This is a genomic window from Hymenobacter terricola, from assembly GCF_017921975.2.
Taxonomy (GTDB): Bacteria; Bacteroidota; Bacteroidia; order Cytophagales; family Hymenobacteraceae; genus Hymenobacter; species Hymenobacter terricola.
Map to the genome: position 1 here is coordinate 166,000 of NZ_JAGEMO020000026.1, position 17,824 is coordinate 183,823.

The window sequence follows — 17,824 nt, forward strand, 5'->3', positions numbered from 1 at the left end:
AGTACTTGCTCTGTCTCATTCTCATTATCCCACCCATTGCTTACTCATGGCAAATTTTACTCGCTACGCCTGCTTAGCGCTTGTGCTGGGCAGCCTGCCCGTTGGGGCCAGCCGGGCCCAAGGAACCCTGGCCCTGGTCACCCAGACCTCGCCTGCGGAACAGGGCCGATTCCGCACCATGCCCCAGCAGCAGCCATTGTCCGGCGTGCTAAAGGAACTGGAAACCCGCTACAAAGTCACGTTCTTCTATCGGGGCGAGGTGATGAGTGGCAAGTACCTGGACCCGGCGCATCCCGCGTTTAAATCGCTGCCGGCGGCCCTGCGCTACCTTTCGGAGCACAACGGCCTGCGGTTTGAGCTGCTGAAAGATGGCCTGTACGTCATTGTGCCGCAGAATGCCCCCATTCCGGCCACGGGCCCAGGAGAAACTTCGACGTTGCCCATTCCGCAATCGATTCCGGCGCTCTCTTCCTCGTCGGTCCCCACGCCCACTATCCCGACCACCCTGGCCGAAGTGCCCGTATCGGGCCGCGTAACCCAGGCCAACGGCGAGGGCCTGCCCGGCGTGACGGTACTGGTGAAAGGCACTTCCAACGGCACTGCTACCAGCGTGGACGGGCGCTACACCCTGAATGTGCCCGAAAACGCCACGCTGGTGTTTAGCTCGGTGGGCTTTGTGAGCCTAGAGAAAACCGTGACTGGTCCCACGCTCGACGTGGTGCTGGCCACCGACACCAAATCCCTGGACGAGGTAGTGGTGGTGGGCTACGGCACCCAGAAACGCCAGGACGTGACCGGCTCGGTCACGTCGGTGCCGCAGGACCGGCTGGAACGCATCCCCGTGGCCAACGTCGCGGCGGCTATTCAGGGGGCCGTGGCGGGGGTTACGGTCACGTCGGGCTCCAGCGTGCCGGGCTCGCAGCCCAGTATCCGCATTCGCGGGGTGCGCTCCATTACGGCCAATGCCGACCCGTACATCATTCTGGATGGGGTGCCGCTGTTTCCGGGCAACCTGAATGACATCACGCCCACCGACATCGCCTCGATTGAGATTCTCAAGGATGCCTCGGCCACGGCCATTTACGGCACCCGGGGCTCGAACGGCGTAATTCTGGTGACCACCAAGCGCGGCAAAACCGGCAAGCCGCAGGTGCGCTACGCCGGCTACGGCGGCCCCGAGTACATGGTGAACACCCTCAAGCCCATGAGCGGCGAGGAGTACCTGGCCAAGTACAAGGCCTACACCGTGCAGGCCAAAATCACCCCCCAGCCCACTCCCTACTCCTCCGAGCTGCCCAACTTCAACGCCGGGACCACCACCGACTGGATAAAGGAAGTGTCGCAGCAGGGCTACATCCAGGACCACAACGTGTCGGTGTCGGGCGGTACGCCCGACGTGAAGTACTACGTCTCGGGTGATTATTTCAAGCAGCAGGGCACCGTGAAAGGCTTTCAGTTTCAGCGGGTGAGCTTCCGCTCGAATATCGATGCCAATGTGACGCCGTGGCTGCGCGTGGGCACTTCTGCCTTCTATGCCAACTCCAACGACGACGGCGGGCGCGCCAGCCTCTCGCTGGCTCTGGCCTCCAGCCCCTACGGGCAGGTGTACAACCCCGACGGCACCTACAATATCTTCCCCGAATTCCCGGAGCGCAACTTCTCGAGCCCGCTCATCGACCTGACCCAGAAGCGCGTGAACCGCAACAACCAGCTGGTGGGCACGGGCTACCTCGAGGTCAAGCCTACGTTCGTGGATGGGCTAACCTACCGCCTCAATGGGAACTACTCGAACCGCCCATACTACTCGGCCAACTACCGGGGCCGGCAGGACAACAACAATAACGGCGCGGCCACCATCACCAACGACCTGCGCCGGAACTACACGCTCGAAAACATCCTGACCTATAACAAGGACTTCGGCAAGCACCATTTCGACCTGACGGCCCTGTACAGCGCGCAGGAAAACACGTTCATCACGACGACCGAGAACGGCAGCGGCTTCATCAACGACGCCACCGGCTACAACAACATCGGGGCGGGCAGCATCCCGTCCACCATCAGCTCTTACGACGAGCGCCGGGCCCTGGTCTCGCAGATGGGGCGCCTGAACTACTCGTACGACGGGCGCTACCTGCTCACGCTCACGGCCCGGCGCGACGGCTCGACGGTGTTTGGCGCGGGCACGGACAAGTACGCTACCTTCCCGTCGGCGGCTCTGGCCTGGAACGTTACCAACGAGGCTTTTCTGAAGGACAATCCGGTGCTCAGCCTGCTCAAGCTGCGCCTGTCCTACGGCCTGACCGGCAACGAGGGCATCAACCCGTACCAGACCATCACGGGCCAGAGCCAGCTCAACTACGTGTCGGGCGGCATCAGCACCGTGGGCCTGCGGGCCGGCAACCTGGGCAACGTCAACCTGAAGTGGGAAAGCACCCGCAGCGGCAACGTGGCCCTGGACTTTGGCTTCCTCAAAAACCGCATCAGCGGTACCGTGGAATACTACGATGCCACTACCAAGGACCTGTTGCTGCAAAGAAACCTTCCTACCATCACGGGCTACGTCAACATCCTCGACAACATTGGCTCGGTGCAGAACCGCGGCATTGAGGTGACGCTGAACACGGTGAACGTGCAGCACAATGATTTCACCTGGGAAACCAGCTTTAACATCTCGGCGAACCGCAACCGCGTGCTGGAACTGCTCGGCAACGGGGCCGATGACATCGGCAGCAAGCGCTTTATCGGCAAGCCGCTGGAAGCCGTCTACGACTACGAGCTGGCGGGCGTGTGGCAGGTGGGCGAAGACGTGGCGGGCACGGACCCGAGCGCCAAGCCTGGCGACCTGAAGTTCGTGGACCAGAACGGCGACCATAAAATCGACGCCACTGACCGCAAGTACCTGGGCTCGACACTGCCCGACTACACGGCGGGCCTCACCAACACGTTCACCTACAAAGGCCTGAGCCTGCGCGTGTTCCTCCAGACGGCCCAGGGCATTCTCAAGAACAACGACCTGCTGAACCGGGGCGACTACGCCTGGAAAATTAACCAGCCGGCCAACATCGGCTACTGGACGGCTGAGAATATGAGCAACGACCGGCCCTCGCTGACTTACACGAACTCGCGCGGCTACGGCTATGCCAGCGACGCCAGCTACACCCGCCTCAAAGACGTGACGCTGAGCTACACCATCCCCACGGCGCTGCTGGACCGCGCCAAGCTGGGCAGCCTTTCGGTGTACGTGAGCGGCCGCAACCTCTACACCTGGAAGAAGTGGATTGGCTACGACCCCGAGCAGAACTACGCCCAGGGCTTCGGGGCCGGCAACACCGAAGGCGCCTTCGGAAGCGTCCCCAACTTCCCCAACGTGGCCTCCTACGTGTTCGGCATCAACCTGGGCCTGCGCTAACTCCCACCATCTTCTCTCAGAATTCCCATGAAACGAATCCTACTCAGCGTCGCGGCCCTGCTGGGCCTGACCCAGGTGCTCTTCTCCTGCAAAAAAGACTTCCTCGACGAAAATCCGCAGTCGCTCTACACGCCCCAAACCACGCTGGTCGACTCGCTGGGCATTGAGGCGGGCATGGCCGGGCTCATGTCGATAATGCGGGACATGTACACCACCACCGAGCCGCAGGCCCTGCTGGCCGTGATGCAGGTCGGGACGGACGTGGCCAGCATTGCCGGCCCGCCGCAGGGCGCCGAAGTGCCCTACTACAACTACGAGAAGCTGCAGTCGCAGGACGCGGGCGCTGCCTTTTACTGGACGGCCTGCTACCGCATCATCAACAACGCCAACATCCTCATCCAGGCCGCGGCCAACGCCCCGGCCACGGTGCGCCAGGGCTACAAAAACCGCATCGGCGCCGAAGCCCGCTTCTACCGCGCCTACGCCTACAACTTCCTGACGACGCTCTACGGGGCCGTGCCCCTGGTGCAGGAACCGGTGACCACGCCGCGCACCGATTTCACGCGCACCCCGGTAGCCGACCTGAATACCTTTATCGTCAACGACCTGACCACGGCCATCCCCAACCTGTTTTTGGCCAGCAAAGCCGCCTCGGGCCGCATCACGCAGGGCGCGGCCCGGCAGCTGCTGGCCGAAGTGTACCTGCGCACCAACCAGGACAACCTGGCCGAGCAGCAGTGCCAGGCCATTCTGGGCAGCAGCCAGTACAACCTGATTCGGGCCCGCTACGGCGTGAAAGCCACTTCGCCCGGCGACTACTATTCGGATATGTTCGTGGTGGGCAACCAGCGCCGTAACCAGGGCAACACCGAAATCATCTGGGGCATTGAGCAGCAGCTGAACGTGCCCGGCGGCGTGCATATCGAGCCCGCCACTTACCAGGGCGGCCAGCAGCGCCGCGTGTGGATACCGGGCTACTACGCCATCAACGGCATGCTCATCGCCGACTCGCTCGGGGGCCGGGGCATTGGCCGCATTCGCCTGAGCCAGTGGGTGGACTACCGCCTGTACCCCCCCGGCGACATGCGCAACTCCAGGTACAACCTGCGGCGGCGCTTCTACTACAACGACCCCACCAAGCCCACGCTCTTCGGCCGGCGCGTCATCGTCACCGGCTCGGACACGGCCTACCGCATCACGCCCTACATCACGAAGTGGAACCAGTACAACCCGCTCGATGAGTTCGGCCTCCCTACCGTCAAAGACCTGCCGATGATGCGCCTGGGCGAAACCTACCTGCTGCTGGCCGAAGCCCAGTTTAAGCAGGGCAACACCGGTGGAGCCGCCGCCAGCATCAACGTGCTGCGCACCCGCGCCCAGGCCCCACCGGTATCGGCAGCCAGCATCGACCTCGACTTCATTCTGGACGAGCGGGCCCGCGAGCTCATCGGCGAAGAGCAGCGCCGTGTCACGCTGGTGCGCACCGGCACCCTGGTGTCGCGCACGCTGCGCCTGAACGGCAACCCCATCTACGTGACGAACCTGACGGCGAAAAACCTGCTGATGCCCATTCCACAGTCGGAAATTGACCGGAACGTGGGCGGCGGATTGACGCAAAACCCGGGCTACTAAACCCAACGCGGCCGGTACGCGATTTCCTGTTGGGCAGGGTTCGCGGCCAGCCGGCTTTTACCAGCTGTTTCCACATTTTAACCGTGTTGGTGAACTGGCGAAATGGGAAGTTCTACCCATCGCCGCCGGGCCACTGCAATGGTCCAATGGCGTTGTCTTCCCGTTTCTCCTGCCTCATAACACCTCTGTTCGCTTCATGAATAAACCCGCCCTGCTGCAACTTTTTGCCATTTTATCACTGATGGCCGGCATCCTCGCCGGCCCCTCAGCGCTGGCCCAAACCAGCCTGATTCAGAATGCGCCGGCCCGCCGCGTGCTCAGCCTCAACGGCAGCTGGAACTACATCCTCGACCCCTACGAAACCGGTTTTTACGACTACCGCCGCATGCCCTTCGACCAGTCTCCGTCGGGCAAGGGCGGCTACTACGACAACCAGAAGCCCAGCACGGCGCAGGAGCCCGAGCTGATTGAGTACGATTTCGACCACTCAGCGGCGCTACAAGTGCCCGGCGACTGGAACTCGCAGGATGCCAAGCTGCTGTACTACGAGGGCACCATCTGGTTTAAGAAGAATTTCAAGCTGAAGCCGGCGGCCGGGAAACGGTATTTCCTCTATTTCGGGGCGATAAACTACGAGGCCCACATCTACCTCAATGGCAAGAAGCTGGGCATGCACCAGGGCGGTTTCACGCCCGTTCAGTTTGAGGTGACGGGCAAGCTGAACCCGAGTGGCGACAACTTCGTGGTGGTGAAGGCCGATAACACCCGCCACCCGGAGGCGGTACCGACCATCAACACCGACTGGTGGAACTACGGCGGCATCACCCGCGACGTATTCATTGCCGAAGCACCCGAGACGTTTATTGTCGATTATAAAGTGCAGCTGGCCAAAAACGACCCCACCAGGCTCACTGGCTACGTGCAGCTTGATGGCGCGGGCAAATCCGGCCAATTGGTCGCGCTGAACATCGCCGAAGCCGGCCTCAGGCAAAGCCTCAAAACCGATGCTGATGGCCGGGCCACCTTCAGCATCCCGGCCCGGAAGCTCCAGCTGTGGTCGCCGCAGAGTCCCAAGCTCTACGCCGTGACGCTGACTAACGGCAGCGAAACGGTGCAGGACAAAATCGGCTTCCGCACCATTCAAACCAAGGGCCAGGACATTCTGCTGAACGGCAAGTCCCTCTTCCTGCGCGGCATTTCCATTCACGACGAGAACCCGCTGATTCCCGGCCGGGCGCGCGGCGAGGGCGACCTGCGCATGCTCCTCACCTGGGCCAAGGAGCTGGGCTGCAACTATGTGCGCCTGGCCCACTACCCGCACAACGAAATCATGCTCAAGTTGGCCGACGAAATGGGGCTGCTGGTCTGGGCCGAAGTGCCCGTGTACTGGACCATCGCCTGGCAAAACCCGGCCACCTACCAGAACGCCGAAACCCAGCTCTCCGACCTGATTTCGATGGGAAAAAACCGGGCCAGCATCGTGGTCTGGTCGGTGGGCAACGAAACCCCGCCCGGCGAGGCGCGCCTGAAATTCATGACCAGCCTGGTGCGCAAAGCCCGCGCCCTGGACGACACCCGCCTCATCGCGGCGGCCCTGGAGCTGCACCGCGACGGCTCCCAGGTGACGGTAGACGACGCCCTGGGCGCCGAGCTAGACCTGACCAGCTTCAACGAGTACGCCGGCTGGTACTGGAGCGACAAGCTTAGCGACGTGCCCAACTACACTTTCGACATCAAATACAACAAGCCGGTGGTCATCAGCGAATTTGGCGGTGATGCCCTGGCCGGCTACCACGGCGATGCCAACACCCGTTGGAGCGAGGAATACCAGGAGGCGCTATACCAAAATCAACTCCTGATGCTGAGCAAAATAGCCGGCCTGCGCGGCATGACGCCCTGGATTCTGGCTGATTTCCGCGCCACCCGCCGCCAGCACCCGGTGTACCAGAACGGCTTCAACCGCAAGGGCCTGATTTCGAGTACCGGGGTAAAGAAGAAAGCGTTCTACGTATTGCAGGACTACTACCACCGGATGGCCCAGAAATACGACGGCAAATAAGCTCCTTTTTCAGAGCCGCTCCACCGGCTCCACTATGCTTACCTGGCGGCTGCCGGCCGCAATATTCTAAATATACTATCGGATGTCGCAAAGCAGTTCCGCTAACCAACCCAGCGCCTCACGAAAATGGTGGGAACGTAGACCTGAGGCCTTGGTTGGAGCAGCTGTGGCCGGTAGCCGCCAGCAAGCATAAACGCATTACCCAAACCACCCTACACATTGCCATTCAGTTGTTTACTGATTTTACGGCAGTCGCTATCTTTTTGCATTCATGCCTTCCCTCAATCAATTCTCGTTAGCCGATAAGGTAGTGATTATCACCGGCGCTACCGGCGTGCTGGGCGCGTCCATGTCGCTGGCCGTGGCCGAAGCCGGGGCCAAAGTGGCCATCCTGGGCCGCAACGCCGAGCGGGCCGAAGCCCGGGCCGCCGCCATTCGCGCCGCCGGTGGCGAGTGCCTGGTCCTCCTCGGCGACGTGCTCGATACGGGCCAGATGAACGCCGCCCGCGACAAAATCATGAGCGCCTGGGGCCGCATCGACGGCCTGGTGAATGCCGCCGGCGGCAACCTGCCCGGCGCCACCGTCGGCCCCGGCCAGAACCTGTTCGATGTGGGCATTGAGGACACCCGGCGGGCCGTGGATTTGAACCTGTTCGGCACCGTGATTCCGACCACGGTTTTTGGGCGCGTGATGGCCGACCAGGGCACCGGCTCCATCGTCAATATCTCCTCACTCACCGCCCAGCGGCCTCTCACGCGGGTGATGGGCTACACGCTGGCCAAAACCGCCATCGAAGGCTACACCCGCTGGATGGCCACCGAGCTGGGCCTGCGCTACGGCGGCGGCATCCGCATGAACGCCCTCGCGCCCGGCGTGTTCCTCACCGAGCAAAACCGCGACCTGCTCGTCGCCGCCGACGGCTCGCCCACCGAGCGCGCCCGCAAGTTCATAGCCCACACGCCCTTCCAACGCTTCGGCGAGCCGGAGGAGCTGACCGGGACGCTGATTTACCTGCTCAGCAACGCCTCCCGCTTCGTGAACGGCGAAACCGTACTGGTTGACGGCGGCTTCAACGCTTTTAGCGGGGTGTAACAGACTGCGGAAAACCAGCCCCTGCCGACCTGAGGAGCATGGCCAAGCTGCCCTACTGGCCGGCACCCCGCCGTAATGGAATGGCCGTCCAGCGCCGCACAAATCGGTGCGGAGCTTAATTACCAGCCGAACGACCACGCCAGCAGCTTGCGCCGCCATGTGAGCAAGACCACCAAGGCAGTGATTCCGAAGGTAACCAACCACTTCTTCGCGCTCGCCATCAACGGCATTGAGGAAGTGGCCCGCCATAGCGGCTTCCACGTCTTGCTATACCTTACGCACGACGATTATGTGCGGGCGCTGGCTTTGTTTAAAATGTCCAGGGTGGGAGCTGTCTTTCATGACGGAAGAAAAATAAGACCCTATGCTGGCCAGAATTGCCCGACCACCTCCAGTTCTAATTTGTCTTTTGGCTAACAACTTGCTGCGGGGCCGGGGCGGGGCCCATCTCAAACTCCAGCACGCCGCCCCGCATAATATCTTCGTGCGTGATGAAGAAGTTCGCGTAGGGCTTGCCGTTGAGCTTTACCGACTGCGCGTAGATGTTTTCGGGGCCGGCGTGGTGGGCCACGATGCGAAAAACCCGGCCCTGGCCGAGCCGCAGCTTCACCTCGGGAAAGACCGGGCTGGTGAGGTAATACATATCCTGGCCCGCGTTGGGGAAGATGCCCATCGCGGAAAACACGTACCATGAGCCCATCGCGCCGCTGTCCTCGTTGCCGGGGTAGCCTTTTTCGGTGTAGCCCTGGCGCATGAGGCGACGCACGTAGAAACTGCTCAGGTCGGGGCGGCCCACGTGCTGAAATAGTTGCACGGTCAGGAACGAGGGTTCGTTGTCGGCCTGAAGCAGCCGATGGTCGAAGGCGTGCTGCAGCTTGGTAGCGAAGGACGCCTTACCGCCGTTGAGCACGACAAGCGTGTCAATCTGGTGCGGGGCAAACCAAGAATAGGTCCAGGAGCTGCCCTCGTAAAAAAACTGCCGCCAGGAGGCCTGACGGGCCTTTAGGTCGATGGGCAGGAAGTCCTTGTCCTGCGTTTTGGGCACGATAAAACCCTTAAAGCCGTCGCTTTCAGCGTCGGGGTTCCACAGCGCCACCCACTTTTTGCTGCGGGCCAGATAGCGCTGGTAGTCGGCGGAGTGGCCCAGGCCCTTGGCCACTTGCGCGGCGCAAAAATCGTTGTAGGCGTATTCCAGCGTCATGTTGCCGGCCATCGGCCCGAACGGAATCCAGCCCTGCTTCTTGTAGTAGCCCAGCAGGGGCTCCTCCTTGCGCCACGCGAAGCTGCCCAGGCGCTCCTGGTCGGCGTGGTAGCGCAGCACTTCGTAGGCTTTGTTCCAGTCCACGCCGGGCAGCTTTTTCACGTAGGCGTCGGCAATGATGTTGTCCACGTTGTTGCCGCCCTGCTCTTCCACCATGTCGTGGCCGTCGATGTACGCGTCCTTCACTACCCCGTTTTGGGCCAGGCGGGCCACGAAGGAGTTGATGCTGCCCGCCACCATGGCCGGGTTGAGAAGCACCTGCAGCGGGTACATGGTGCGCCAGGTGTCCCACACCGCAAAATGGTCGTCCCACACCGGCACGTCTTTGCCGAAGCCGGGCATGTCGTTGGTCCGGTCGCGGGGCATGAGCAGCGCGTGGTAGAGCGCGGTGTAGAAAATACGGCGCTCGGGGCCCGTGCCGCCCCCGACTTCTACTTTGGCCAGCTGCTGGTTCCAGGCCGCCTGGGCCTGCTTTTTCACCGCCGCGTAGTTCCAGCCCGGCACCTCGGCGTCCAGCCAGAGCGCGGCCTGCGCGGTGCTCTTCAGCGATACCGCCACCTTCAGGTACACGGCTTCGTCTGCCGTGGTGCGGAGCTTAAAATAAGCCCCTACCCGGTCGTTGGGCTGGCGCAGCGAGTCGGCGGCCTGGCCGGGGCTAACCGTGCCGTTGCGCCAGGTGCCGGTGGCGGCGGGCCGCTGGCTGAGCCGGGCGCAAAAGTACACGCTGTAGTCGCCCTCGCCGAACCCGCCCCGGTAGGTGCCGTAGCCCCGGATTTCGTCGTGAGCGGGGCCGGTAAACGCCACGCGGCCGGCCAGCACTTTGCCGCCCACAAACGGCACGATGTCGCGCACGAGGCAGTGCGTGATGTCGAGTAGCAGGTGCGCGTCGTCGGATTTGGGGAATTCGAACCGGTAGATGGCGCTGTGCCGGGCCGGCGTCACGGCCACGCCGATGCCGTAGCGGCTCAGCTTCACCGCGTATTCGTAGGGCGTGGCGTGCTCGTTTTCCTTGGGCGAGTCGTGTGCCTCCTCGCCGGGGGCCAGGCCAATCTGCGGCGACAGGAACACCTGCCCGTACTTGCCCCAGCCGGTGCCGCTCACGTGCAGCTGCCCGAAGCCGCGGATGGGCTGGTTGGGCGCGTACCCGTCGTGGTCGCCACGCCGGGTTTGCGGGCTCGGGTTGATGGAGCCGAATGGCAGCTGCGGCCCGATGACGCAATTACTGTAGCCGGCGGTATCGATTACCCCAATGTTGGGGTCCACGTAATCCACCAGCTGCCGGCCCTTGGGCTCTTTGACTACCCGGGCCGGAGCCCCGCCCGGCTGCTGGCCAGCGGCAGGGGCCCCAACGCAAAGAAGTCCCGCCAGCGCCAGCCAAGCGCTGGTCCGGTACCGCGCCGTTATTGTTTTCGTGTTCATAAAGGACCTGTTAGTGTTAGTCGCCTGTGCGAGCCGCTGGCACCCAGGCGGTGAGAGCTACAGCACGATTTCCCTTGACGCAGCATGGTGCTCGGCGGGTAAAACTCAGTTGTGAGTAGTTGAGAATTAAGCCATCTCGTGGAATGGCACGGGGTCCACATCGGTGTATTCGCGGTTTTCGCCAGTTACAGCCCGTAACCAAAGGACTATTGCCTGCCAGGTTGGACGGCGAAAAACCACTCATTACCCGGCCCGGATTGGTAGAGATTTTGATGACACCGGCCGGCCAGCAGCGGGGCCCGTGGGCCAAGGTTACGGGGTGTGATTGATAAAAAAAAGCGGATTTCCGGTTTTGTTGCCGCAAGCGTTTGCGGCAGCGCTTGCGGCCCTGATTTTGTTGCGGATGGCCTACCTCGGCACGCCCGCTTGCCTGCCACAAGCCCAGCAGTGCCGCCGGCCGCGGGCTCAGGCAAGAGCGTTGCGCAGCGAAGACTCCCGGACGACCAGCTGCGTGCCAAGTACTTTGGTTTCGGGCGGGGGCTGCTCGTGGTCGGCGTCCAGCTGCCGGAGCAGCAGCCGGACGGTTTCGATGCCCATTTCCTGGGTGGGCTGGCTCACGCTGGTGAGGCCCGGCGTTTGCAAAGCGGCAAACGGCTCGTTGCTGATGATGGCATTTTTTTGAGTGAAGTCGCAGTGCAGGAGGTGCTCGGCGCGCGCGTGCAGGCCGTGCTGGGCCAGGGCGAGGGCCGCCTGGTAGCCGGCCACCCGCTGGCTGCTGATAACCAGGTTGCCCCCAGGAAGCCAACGCGCTGGCAGCCCTGCTCAATCAGGTGCTCGGTGGCGTTGAAGGCCGCCGCTTCGTTGTCACTAATCACCTTGGAAGCCGCGATGCCGTTGGCGCAGCGGTCGAACAGCACCAGCGGGAAATTCTTGCGGTTTAGGCGCTCGATGCGCTCGCAGCTGTTCGTATCGCGCGAAAGCGCAATCAAAAACCCTTCTGCCTGGCTGCGCATCAGGTTCTGGATGTTGGTGATTTCGCGGAGGGGCGATTCGTTGGCCTGGCACACCAGCACGCTGTAGCCGGCCTGCACGGCGGCTTCCTCAATGCTGTTGAGCAGGGCCGAGTAAAAATGGTAGCTCAGGCTGGGCATGAGCACCCCGATGGTTTTGGTGCGGCTGTGGGCCAGGCTGGTGGCCAATTGGTTGGGCTGATAGTCCAGTTCGGCGGCCAGCCGGTGCACGGCCGCCCGCGTATCGGCGCACCTCCGGCAGGCTGGGCAGGGCCCGCAACACCGTGGAGAGCGAAATATTAAGTTCCTGGGCAATGGCTTTGAGGGTAACCGTGATGTTTTTCATGCAGCGCGGGCAAACTGGATAATGACAAGATGAGGGCGGCGCGCCAGGACTTCAGGCACCGCCCCGGCCAAGTCCAAGCGTTGGGAGCACAGCAGGGAGGCCAAAGATGAAATTAAATAATTTAAAGACGAAACTCACCAGCAATGATGCGCGCCACAAGCGTTTGCGGCAACGCTTGCGGCAATTATTTTTCATTGCGACAGACTTTGTTGCCCTTAAAACTTGCCCTATTGCCTCGATGTTAGCAAATTAGGTAAAGCAACTCAAAGCAGTTTGCTTAGATGGCCGAACTAAGGCAAGGCATTTCCGGGATAAGCTCAACCATACTGCAGGTTGATAAATTTAATCTTTCCAATAAAAGTTGAAGAATGAGGGTTAATTTTTCCTGCTTCTGCCGCGCTTCCACCTTCTCCCAATTCCCACTTAAGTGTACCCCATGAAAAACTTTTTACTGACGGCGCTACTGGCCCTGGCGGGCTTGTCCGGCGCGCACGCCACCAACTACTACGTGTCGGCCTCCGGGGGCACTAATACGACGGCCAACGGCACGGGCCTGAGCCCCACCAACGCCTTTGCCACCATTCAGTACGCGGCCGACCGGGCCCAGACGCCCGGCGACGTGGTATACATCCGGGCCGGCACCTACATCACCACGGGCAGCAGCCTGCTCTACGTCAAGTACTCGGGCAGCGCCGGCGCCCCCATCATCTTTCGCAACTACCCCGGCGACGCCAGGCCCCTGCTCCAGTTCAGCGGCTACTACGGCGTCTATATCGGCGAAGACGTCAGCCGACCGGGCCTGGGGGTGTCCTACATCGAGGTCCTCGGCCTGCGGCTGCAGGGCAACAACCGCAACATTCTGCTGGCCGACGCCCTGAACCAGACTTACAGCTGCGCCAACCCGACCGGAGGCTACGACGCGCGCTACCAGGGCAGCGGAATAGTCGTCAAGGGCACGGCCACCATTCACCCGCACCACATCCGCATGGCCGACAACGAAATCTTCGAGTGCCCGGGCGGCGGCATGGGGGCGGCCCGCGCTGACTACATCACCATCGAGAACAACCTGGTCTACAACACGGCGTGGTACACCAATTCGGGGGGCAGCGGCATCAGCGTGCTCGGGGGCTGGGACTTCGACACCCGCACCGACATCTACCGCACCATTATCCGCAACAACCGCTGCTTCGGCAACGAGCTGCGCGTGCCCTGGTTCAGCGGCGGTGTCTGCAAGGGCTATACCGACGGCAACGGCATCATCGTCGACTCGAACCGCAACTTCGGCTACACCGGCCGCACGCTCATCGCCAACAACCTGGTGGGGGACAACGGCGGGGCCGGCATTACTTTTTTTCAGAGCGACCACGGCGACATCATCAACAACACGCTCTACCACAACGTGAAAACCGCGACCAACCCCGGCGGCGACCTGGTGATTGCCTACGCCTCGGACGTGTTGGCCCAGAACAACATCGCCGTGGCTGCCACCAAGTACACGGTCCAGGTCAAGTATGCCAGCAATGTCACGCTCAACGCCAACCTGTTTTTCGGCGGCACGGGCGTCACGCTCACCAATAACAACACCGGCACGATTCCCAACACCAACGCGGTGGTGGCCGACCCGCAGTTTGTCAGCCCCGGCACGGACCCGTTTGGCTCGGACTTCACGCTCAACGCCGGCAGCCCGGCCATCGACAGGGGCGTGAACAACCTTTTGTCGGCCACCGACCTGGCCGGCAACCCGCGCGTGGCGGGCAGTCTGCCCGACCTGGGCGCCTACGAACGCGCCGTGGCGCTCGCCGCCAAAACCAGCGCCGAAACGCCGGCCGCGCTCGAAGTATACCCCAATCCCTCCGTTGGCCCGGTCGTGCTGCGCTACACCACCGCCAGCACGGGGCCCGTGCGCCTCGAAGTGCTCGACGGCCTGGGCCGATGCGTGGCCTTGCTGGTGGACGGCGAACAGCCGGCCGGCGCGCACGAAGAAGCGTTCCGGGCCCCGGCCCGGGCGGCCGGCCTGTACCATGTGCTGCTGACCACGCCGGCGGGCCGCGTGAGCCAGGCCCTTTCGCTGGAGCAGTAGCCGGGGCCGGCCGGCGAACATTTCTGGTCCGCTAATAAACACCGGATGCCCGCTGCTTCCGGCAAAGGCCGTAGCAGCGGGCCTTTTTAAAGCACGCCTGTTTCCGGCCGAATTACTCCCATTCCCGCGATTTTTCTGCTACCTTTCCTTATCCGTTACCCACTCTTTTTATCCTTGCCCCTGCTTCGGTTGCGCTGCATCAAATCGTTTGCGTGGCCCAGGTTTTGGACCCGCACGCAAATCGTGTGGGCGTTGGGCAGTGGGTTGCTGGCGGGCTGTACGCCCGCAGCCCCGCAGCCCCGGGCCTATCGCATCGTGTTCTCGCAGTGCAATACCGCGGGGGCCTGGCGGCAAGCCATGCTGGAAGGGATGCGGCGCGAGCTGAGCTTTCACCCCGAGGTGCAGTTTCGGATGCTCGACGGCCAAAGCGACATGGAGCGGCAGCAGGCCCAAATCCGGGCCCTTGGCCCCGGCGAAGTGGATTTGCTGATTGTCACGCCCTGCGGAACCAAACAGCTGAACGTAGTTGCCACCATAGAAGAAACCTATGACCGGGGGATGCCGGTCGTCTTGCTCGACCAGCATACGAACCTGCGCCGCTACACGGCCTACGTGGGCAGCTCGAACCTGGAAGTGGGCCAGGCAGCCGCCCGCTACGCCGCGAGCCTGCCGCGCCAGCAGGGCCACCTGGTGGAAGTGCAGGGGCTGTCCGGCACGCCGGGAGCCGCCGAGCGGCACCGAGGTTTTGTGCAGGGCCTGGCCGCCTACCCCGGCCTCCAGCTGGTGGGCCAGGTGTCGAGCAGCTGGCGCAGGCTCAGCGCCCAGGCCGAGCTGACGGCCCTGCTGCGGGCCCACCCGGAAGTGGACGTCATTTTCGCGCACAGCGACGTGCTGGCCCTGGGGGCCTACCGGGTATGCCAGCAGCTGGGACGCGCCCGGCAAATACGCATTATCGGAGTGGACGGGCTGCCGGGGCCGGGCAATGGCTTGCAATTGGTGCAGGACGGCGTGCTGGCGGCCACGATTCGCCAGCTGCCGGGCGGGGAAGAAGCCATTCGCCTGGCCCTGCGCATCCTCAACCACCAGCCCTACGAGCGCGAAAACGCGCTGGGCATCACCGTCATCGATGCGGCCAACGTGCTGATGACGCGCCGGCAAACCGACCAGCTGGCCAGCCAGCAGCAGGACATTGAGCGGCAGCAGGCGCTGGTGGGGGCCCTGCAAGCCACTTACGCCAGCCAGCACACGCTGCTGTTGGTCCTGCTGGTGGCTTTGCTGGCGGTAGCCGGCTTTGGGGCCCTGGCTTGGCGAGCCGGCCGGAAGCAGCGCCACCTGAACGGTCAGCTGGCCCTGCGCAACGAAGAAAATGCCCGCATCAACACCCAAATCACGGCCCAGAACGAAGAAAACGCTCGCATCAACGCGCAGTTGACGACGCAAAACGAAGAAATCAGCCGGCAGCGCAACCAGCTCGAAGAGCTGGCCGCCCAGGCCCGCGCCGACACCGAGGCCAAGCTGCGCTTTTTTACGAATTTCTCGCACGAGCTGCGCACGCCCCTCACCCTTATTCTGGGGCCGGTGGAGGAATTGTTGACCGGCAAGGCGGGCCTGACCGCCGCTCAGCACCACGACCTGGGCCTGGTGCGCCGCAACACCCAGCGGCTCTTGCAGTTGGTGAACCAGCTCATGGATTTCCGCAAGATGGACGTGGGCAAAATGCCCGTGCGGGCCAGCGAGGGCAACTTAGTGGACTTCGTGGGCGAAATCGTGGACGTGTTCGAGCGCCCGGCCCGGCTGCGCGGCATCCGGCTGCACTGGCTGCCGGCCGTGCCGGTGCTGCGGGCGTGGTTCGATGCCAATATCCTGGACAAGGTGTTGTTCAACCTGCTGTCCAACGCCCTCAAATTCACCCCCGAGCAGGGGCAGATTACGGTGCGCCTCCAACTCGGCGACGCGGCGGGCCGCACCGTACGCATCAGCGTGGAAGACACCGGCCACGGCATTAGCGAGGCTGACCGGGCGCACATTTTCGAGTGGTTTTACCAGGGCCGGGCCGATGGGGCTGGCACGGCGCAGGGCTCGGGCATGGGGCTGGCGCTGGCGCTGGGGCTGGCCCGGCTGCACCAGGGCCAGCTGGCCCTGCAGAGCCAGCCGGGGCAGGGCAGCACCTTCGAGCTGACCTTGCCCCGCGAGCTGCCCGCCGCCCTGCACGCCCCCACCTCAGCCGCTACTGAAACCGCCCGCCCCACCCTGCCCCACCTACCGGCGGAGGCCGTTGCCCTGGCAACAGCGGCTTCCGCCACCGCCACGGACTTGCCCGCCGATGAGCCGAGCGACACGCTGGTCCTGGTGATTGAGGACAACCCCGAGGTGAACGACTTCCTGGCGCGCAAGCTGCGGACTAATTTCCAGGTGCAGACCGCCGCCAACGGCCCCGATGGCCTGCGCCTGGCCACCGACCTCATTCCCGACCTGGTGGTGTGCGACGTGATGATGCCCGGCCTGAGCGGGCTGGAAGTGGTGGCCCAGCTCCGGGACGACTGGCGCACGAGCCACATCCCAGTCGTCCTGCTCACGGCCCGCGGGGCCCCTGAGCAGCAGCTCGAAGGCGTGCAGGCCGGGGCCGACCTCTACCTGACCAAGCCCTTCAACCCAGCTTTTCTACTGGAAAGCGTGCGCACGCTGCTGGCCAACCGCGCCCGCCAGCGCGCGCATTTCCAACGTGAGCTGAGCCTGGACAAGGCCACGGTGGCGCCCACCCGCCCCGACCAGCAGTTCCTGGCCGACCTCACGGCCATCGTGGAAGCCAACCTGAGCCGCACCGAGCTCAATGTGGACGACGTAGGCCGCAGCCTGAACCTGAGCCGGATGCAGCTCTACCGGAAAGTAAAGGCCCTGTTGGGCACCGGGGTCACGGAATTTATCCAGGGCATCCGCCTGGCCAAGGCCCGCCAGCTGCTGCTCGACGACGCCCTCACCATCGCGGAGGTGGGCTACGAGCTCGGCTTTTCGTCGCCGTCGTATTTTTCCAACAGCTTCAAGGCGAAATACCAGATTTCGCCCTCCGAATTTCGCGCTCTGCGCACCACCCCGGAGGACTAAGGTGCCCCGGCACAAGCCGCGCGGACCGGAACAGCGCGGGCACCGGTTGGAACAGGCACCGCCAAGCAGAAAAACCCCGCCGCACCCCCGCGCATTTTTTCAAGACTTGCTACAAAAATACAAGTCTGCGCCGTATTCCCTGACTTATTTAAAATTTAAACAATTCAAAATAAGTTAGTTGCCAATATTTAGAGTGGGTGAAAGATTTGTGTATGCGTTTGTGCTAAATGTGCAGGCTTTGCTTTAGCGAGGCGCGGACATTTGTCACAAATCACCGCCGCTCATGTCTTCGTCCGCCATCGTCTGCTTTGGAGAAACCCTTTGGGACGTGCTGCCCGCCGGCCGCCAGCCCGGCGGGGCGCCCTGCAACGTGGCCCTGCACCTGCACCAGCTCGGGCAGCAGGTGCAGCTCA

Annotated in this window: 10 protein-coding genes and 1 pseudogene; 8 read left to right on the forward strand and 3 right to left on the reverse strand. The window is 63.0% G+C overall.

Annotated elements, in window-relative coordinates:
* Positions 1–46: 46 nt before the first annotated feature.
* The 5 genes from J4G38_RS17700 to J4G38_RS17720 all read left to right on the forward strand — a co-directional run bounded on the left by J4G38_RS17700 (position 47) and on the right by J4G38_RS17720 (position 8,610).
* A complete protein-coding gene (locus J4G38_RS17700; RefSeq protein WP_226163520.1) occupies positions 47–3,409 on the forward strand; it encodes a SusC/RagA family TonB-linked outer membrane protein in 3,363 nt (1,120 codons plus the stop codon).
* Between the two features lie 27 nt (positions 3,410–3,436).
* The gene (locus J4G38_RS17705; protein ID WP_210519252.1) at positions 3,437–5,041 is read left to right on the forward strand and encodes a RagB/SusD family nutrient uptake outer membrane protein; all 1,605 of its coding nucleotides are present in this window, start codon (positions 3,437–3,439) and stop codon (positions 5,039–5,041) included.
* A gap of 196 nt (positions 5,042–5,237) precedes the next feature.
* Positions 5,238–7,100 carry a glycoside hydrolase family 2 protein gene (locus J4G38_RS17710; RefSeq protein ID WP_210519254.1) on the forward strand — a complete coding sequence of 621 codons (1,863 nt, stop codon included), beginning with the start codon at positions 5,238–5,240 and terminating at the stop codon, positions 7,098–7,100.
* 271 nt (positions 7,101–7,371) lie between these two features.
* Entirely contained in the window at positions 7,372–8,193 is an 822-nt protein-coding gene (locus J4G38_RS17715) for an SDR family oxidoreductase (RefSeq protein WP_210519256.1), read from the forward strand.
* Between the two features lie 75 nt (positions 8,194–8,268).
* Positions 8,269–8,610: a LacI family DNA-binding transcriptional regulator gene (locus J4G38_RS17720; RefSeq protein WP_210519257.1), complete on the forward strand. Its 342-nt coding sequence runs from the start codon at positions 8,269–8,271 to the stop codon at positions 8,608–8,610.
* Here J4G38_RS17720 and J4G38_RS17725 read toward each other — a convergent pair.
* From J4G38_RS17725 to J4G38_RS17730, 3 genes are all read right to left on the reverse strand, one after another.
* The gene (locus tag J4G38_RS17725) at positions 8,591–10,873 is read right to left on the reverse strand and encodes a GH92 family glycosyl hydrolase (protein ID WP_210519259.1); all 2,283 of its coding nucleotides are present in this window, start codon (positions 10,871–10,873) and stop codon (positions 8,591–8,593) included. The genes J4G38_RS17720 and J4G38_RS17725 overlap by 20 nt on opposite strands.
* Before the next feature lie 465 nt (positions 10,874–11,338).
* Positions 11,339–11,515 carry a substrate-binding domain-containing protein gene (locus tag J4G38_RS29015; RefSeq protein WP_317198211.1) on the reverse strand — a complete coding sequence of 59 codons (177 nt, stop codon included), beginning with the start codon at positions 11,513–11,515 and terminating at the stop codon, positions 11,339–11,341.
* Positions 11,488–12,114 (reverse strand): LacI family DNA-binding transcriptional regulator, encoded by a 627-nt coding sequence (locus J4G38_RS17730; protein WP_317198212.1) that lies wholly within the window; start codon positions 12,112–12,114, stop codon positions 11,488–11,490. Before J4G38_RS17730 ends, J4G38_RS29015 begins: the two co-directional genes overlap by 28 nt.
* A 551-nt stretch (positions 12,115–12,665) precedes the next feature.
* On the opposite strand from J4G38_RS17730, the gene J4G38_RS17735 reads away from it, so the two are divergent.
* The 3 genes and pseudogenes from J4G38_RS17735 to J4G38_RS17745 form a co-directional block, all read left to right on the forward strand.
* Positions 12,666–14,309, forward strand: coding sequence for a right-handed parallel beta-helix repeat-containing protein (locus J4G38_RS17735; RefSeq protein ID WP_210519260.1), 1,644 nt, complete (start codon positions 12,666–12,668; stop codon positions 14,307–14,309).
* A 174-nt stretch (positions 14,310–14,483) separates the two neighbouring features.
* Entirely contained in the window at positions 14,484–17,411 is a 2,928-nt protein-coding gene (locus J4G38_RS17740) for a substrate-binding domain-containing protein (RefSeq protein ID WP_210519262.1), read from the forward strand.
* 283 nt (positions 17,412–17,694) lie between these two features.
* A pseudogene (locus tag J4G38_RS17745) lies at positions 17,695–17,824 on the forward strand (carbohydrate kinase); the annotation flags it as partial.

Coding starts and splice junctions, on each gene's coding strand:
- J4G38_RS17700 (WP_226163520.1), top strand. CDS start 47: ATGGCAAATTTTACTCGCTACGCCTGCTTAGCGCTTGTGCTGGGCAGC.
- J4G38_RS17705 (WP_210519252.1), top strand. CDS start 3,437: ATGAAACGAATCCTACTCAGCGTCGCGGCCCTGCTGGGCCTGACCCAG.
- J4G38_RS17710 (WP_210519254.1), top strand. CDS start 5,238: ATGAATAAACCCGCCCTGCTGCAACTTTTTGCCATTTTATCACTGATG.
- J4G38_RS17715 (WP_210519256.1), top strand. CDS start 7,372: ATGCCTTCCCTCAATCAATTCTCGTTAGCCGATAAGGTAGTGATTATC.
- J4G38_RS17720 (WP_210519257.1), top strand. CDS start 8,269: ATGGAATGGCCGTCCAGCGCCGCACAAATCGGTGCGGAGCTTAATTAC.
- J4G38_RS17725 (WP_210519259.1), bottom strand. CDS start 10,873: ATGAACACGAAAACAATAACGGCGCGGTACCGGACCAGCGCTTGGCTG.
- J4G38_RS17735 (WP_210519260.1), top strand. CDS start 12,666: ATGAAAAACTTTTTACTGACGGCGCTACTGGCCCTGGCGGGCTTGTCC.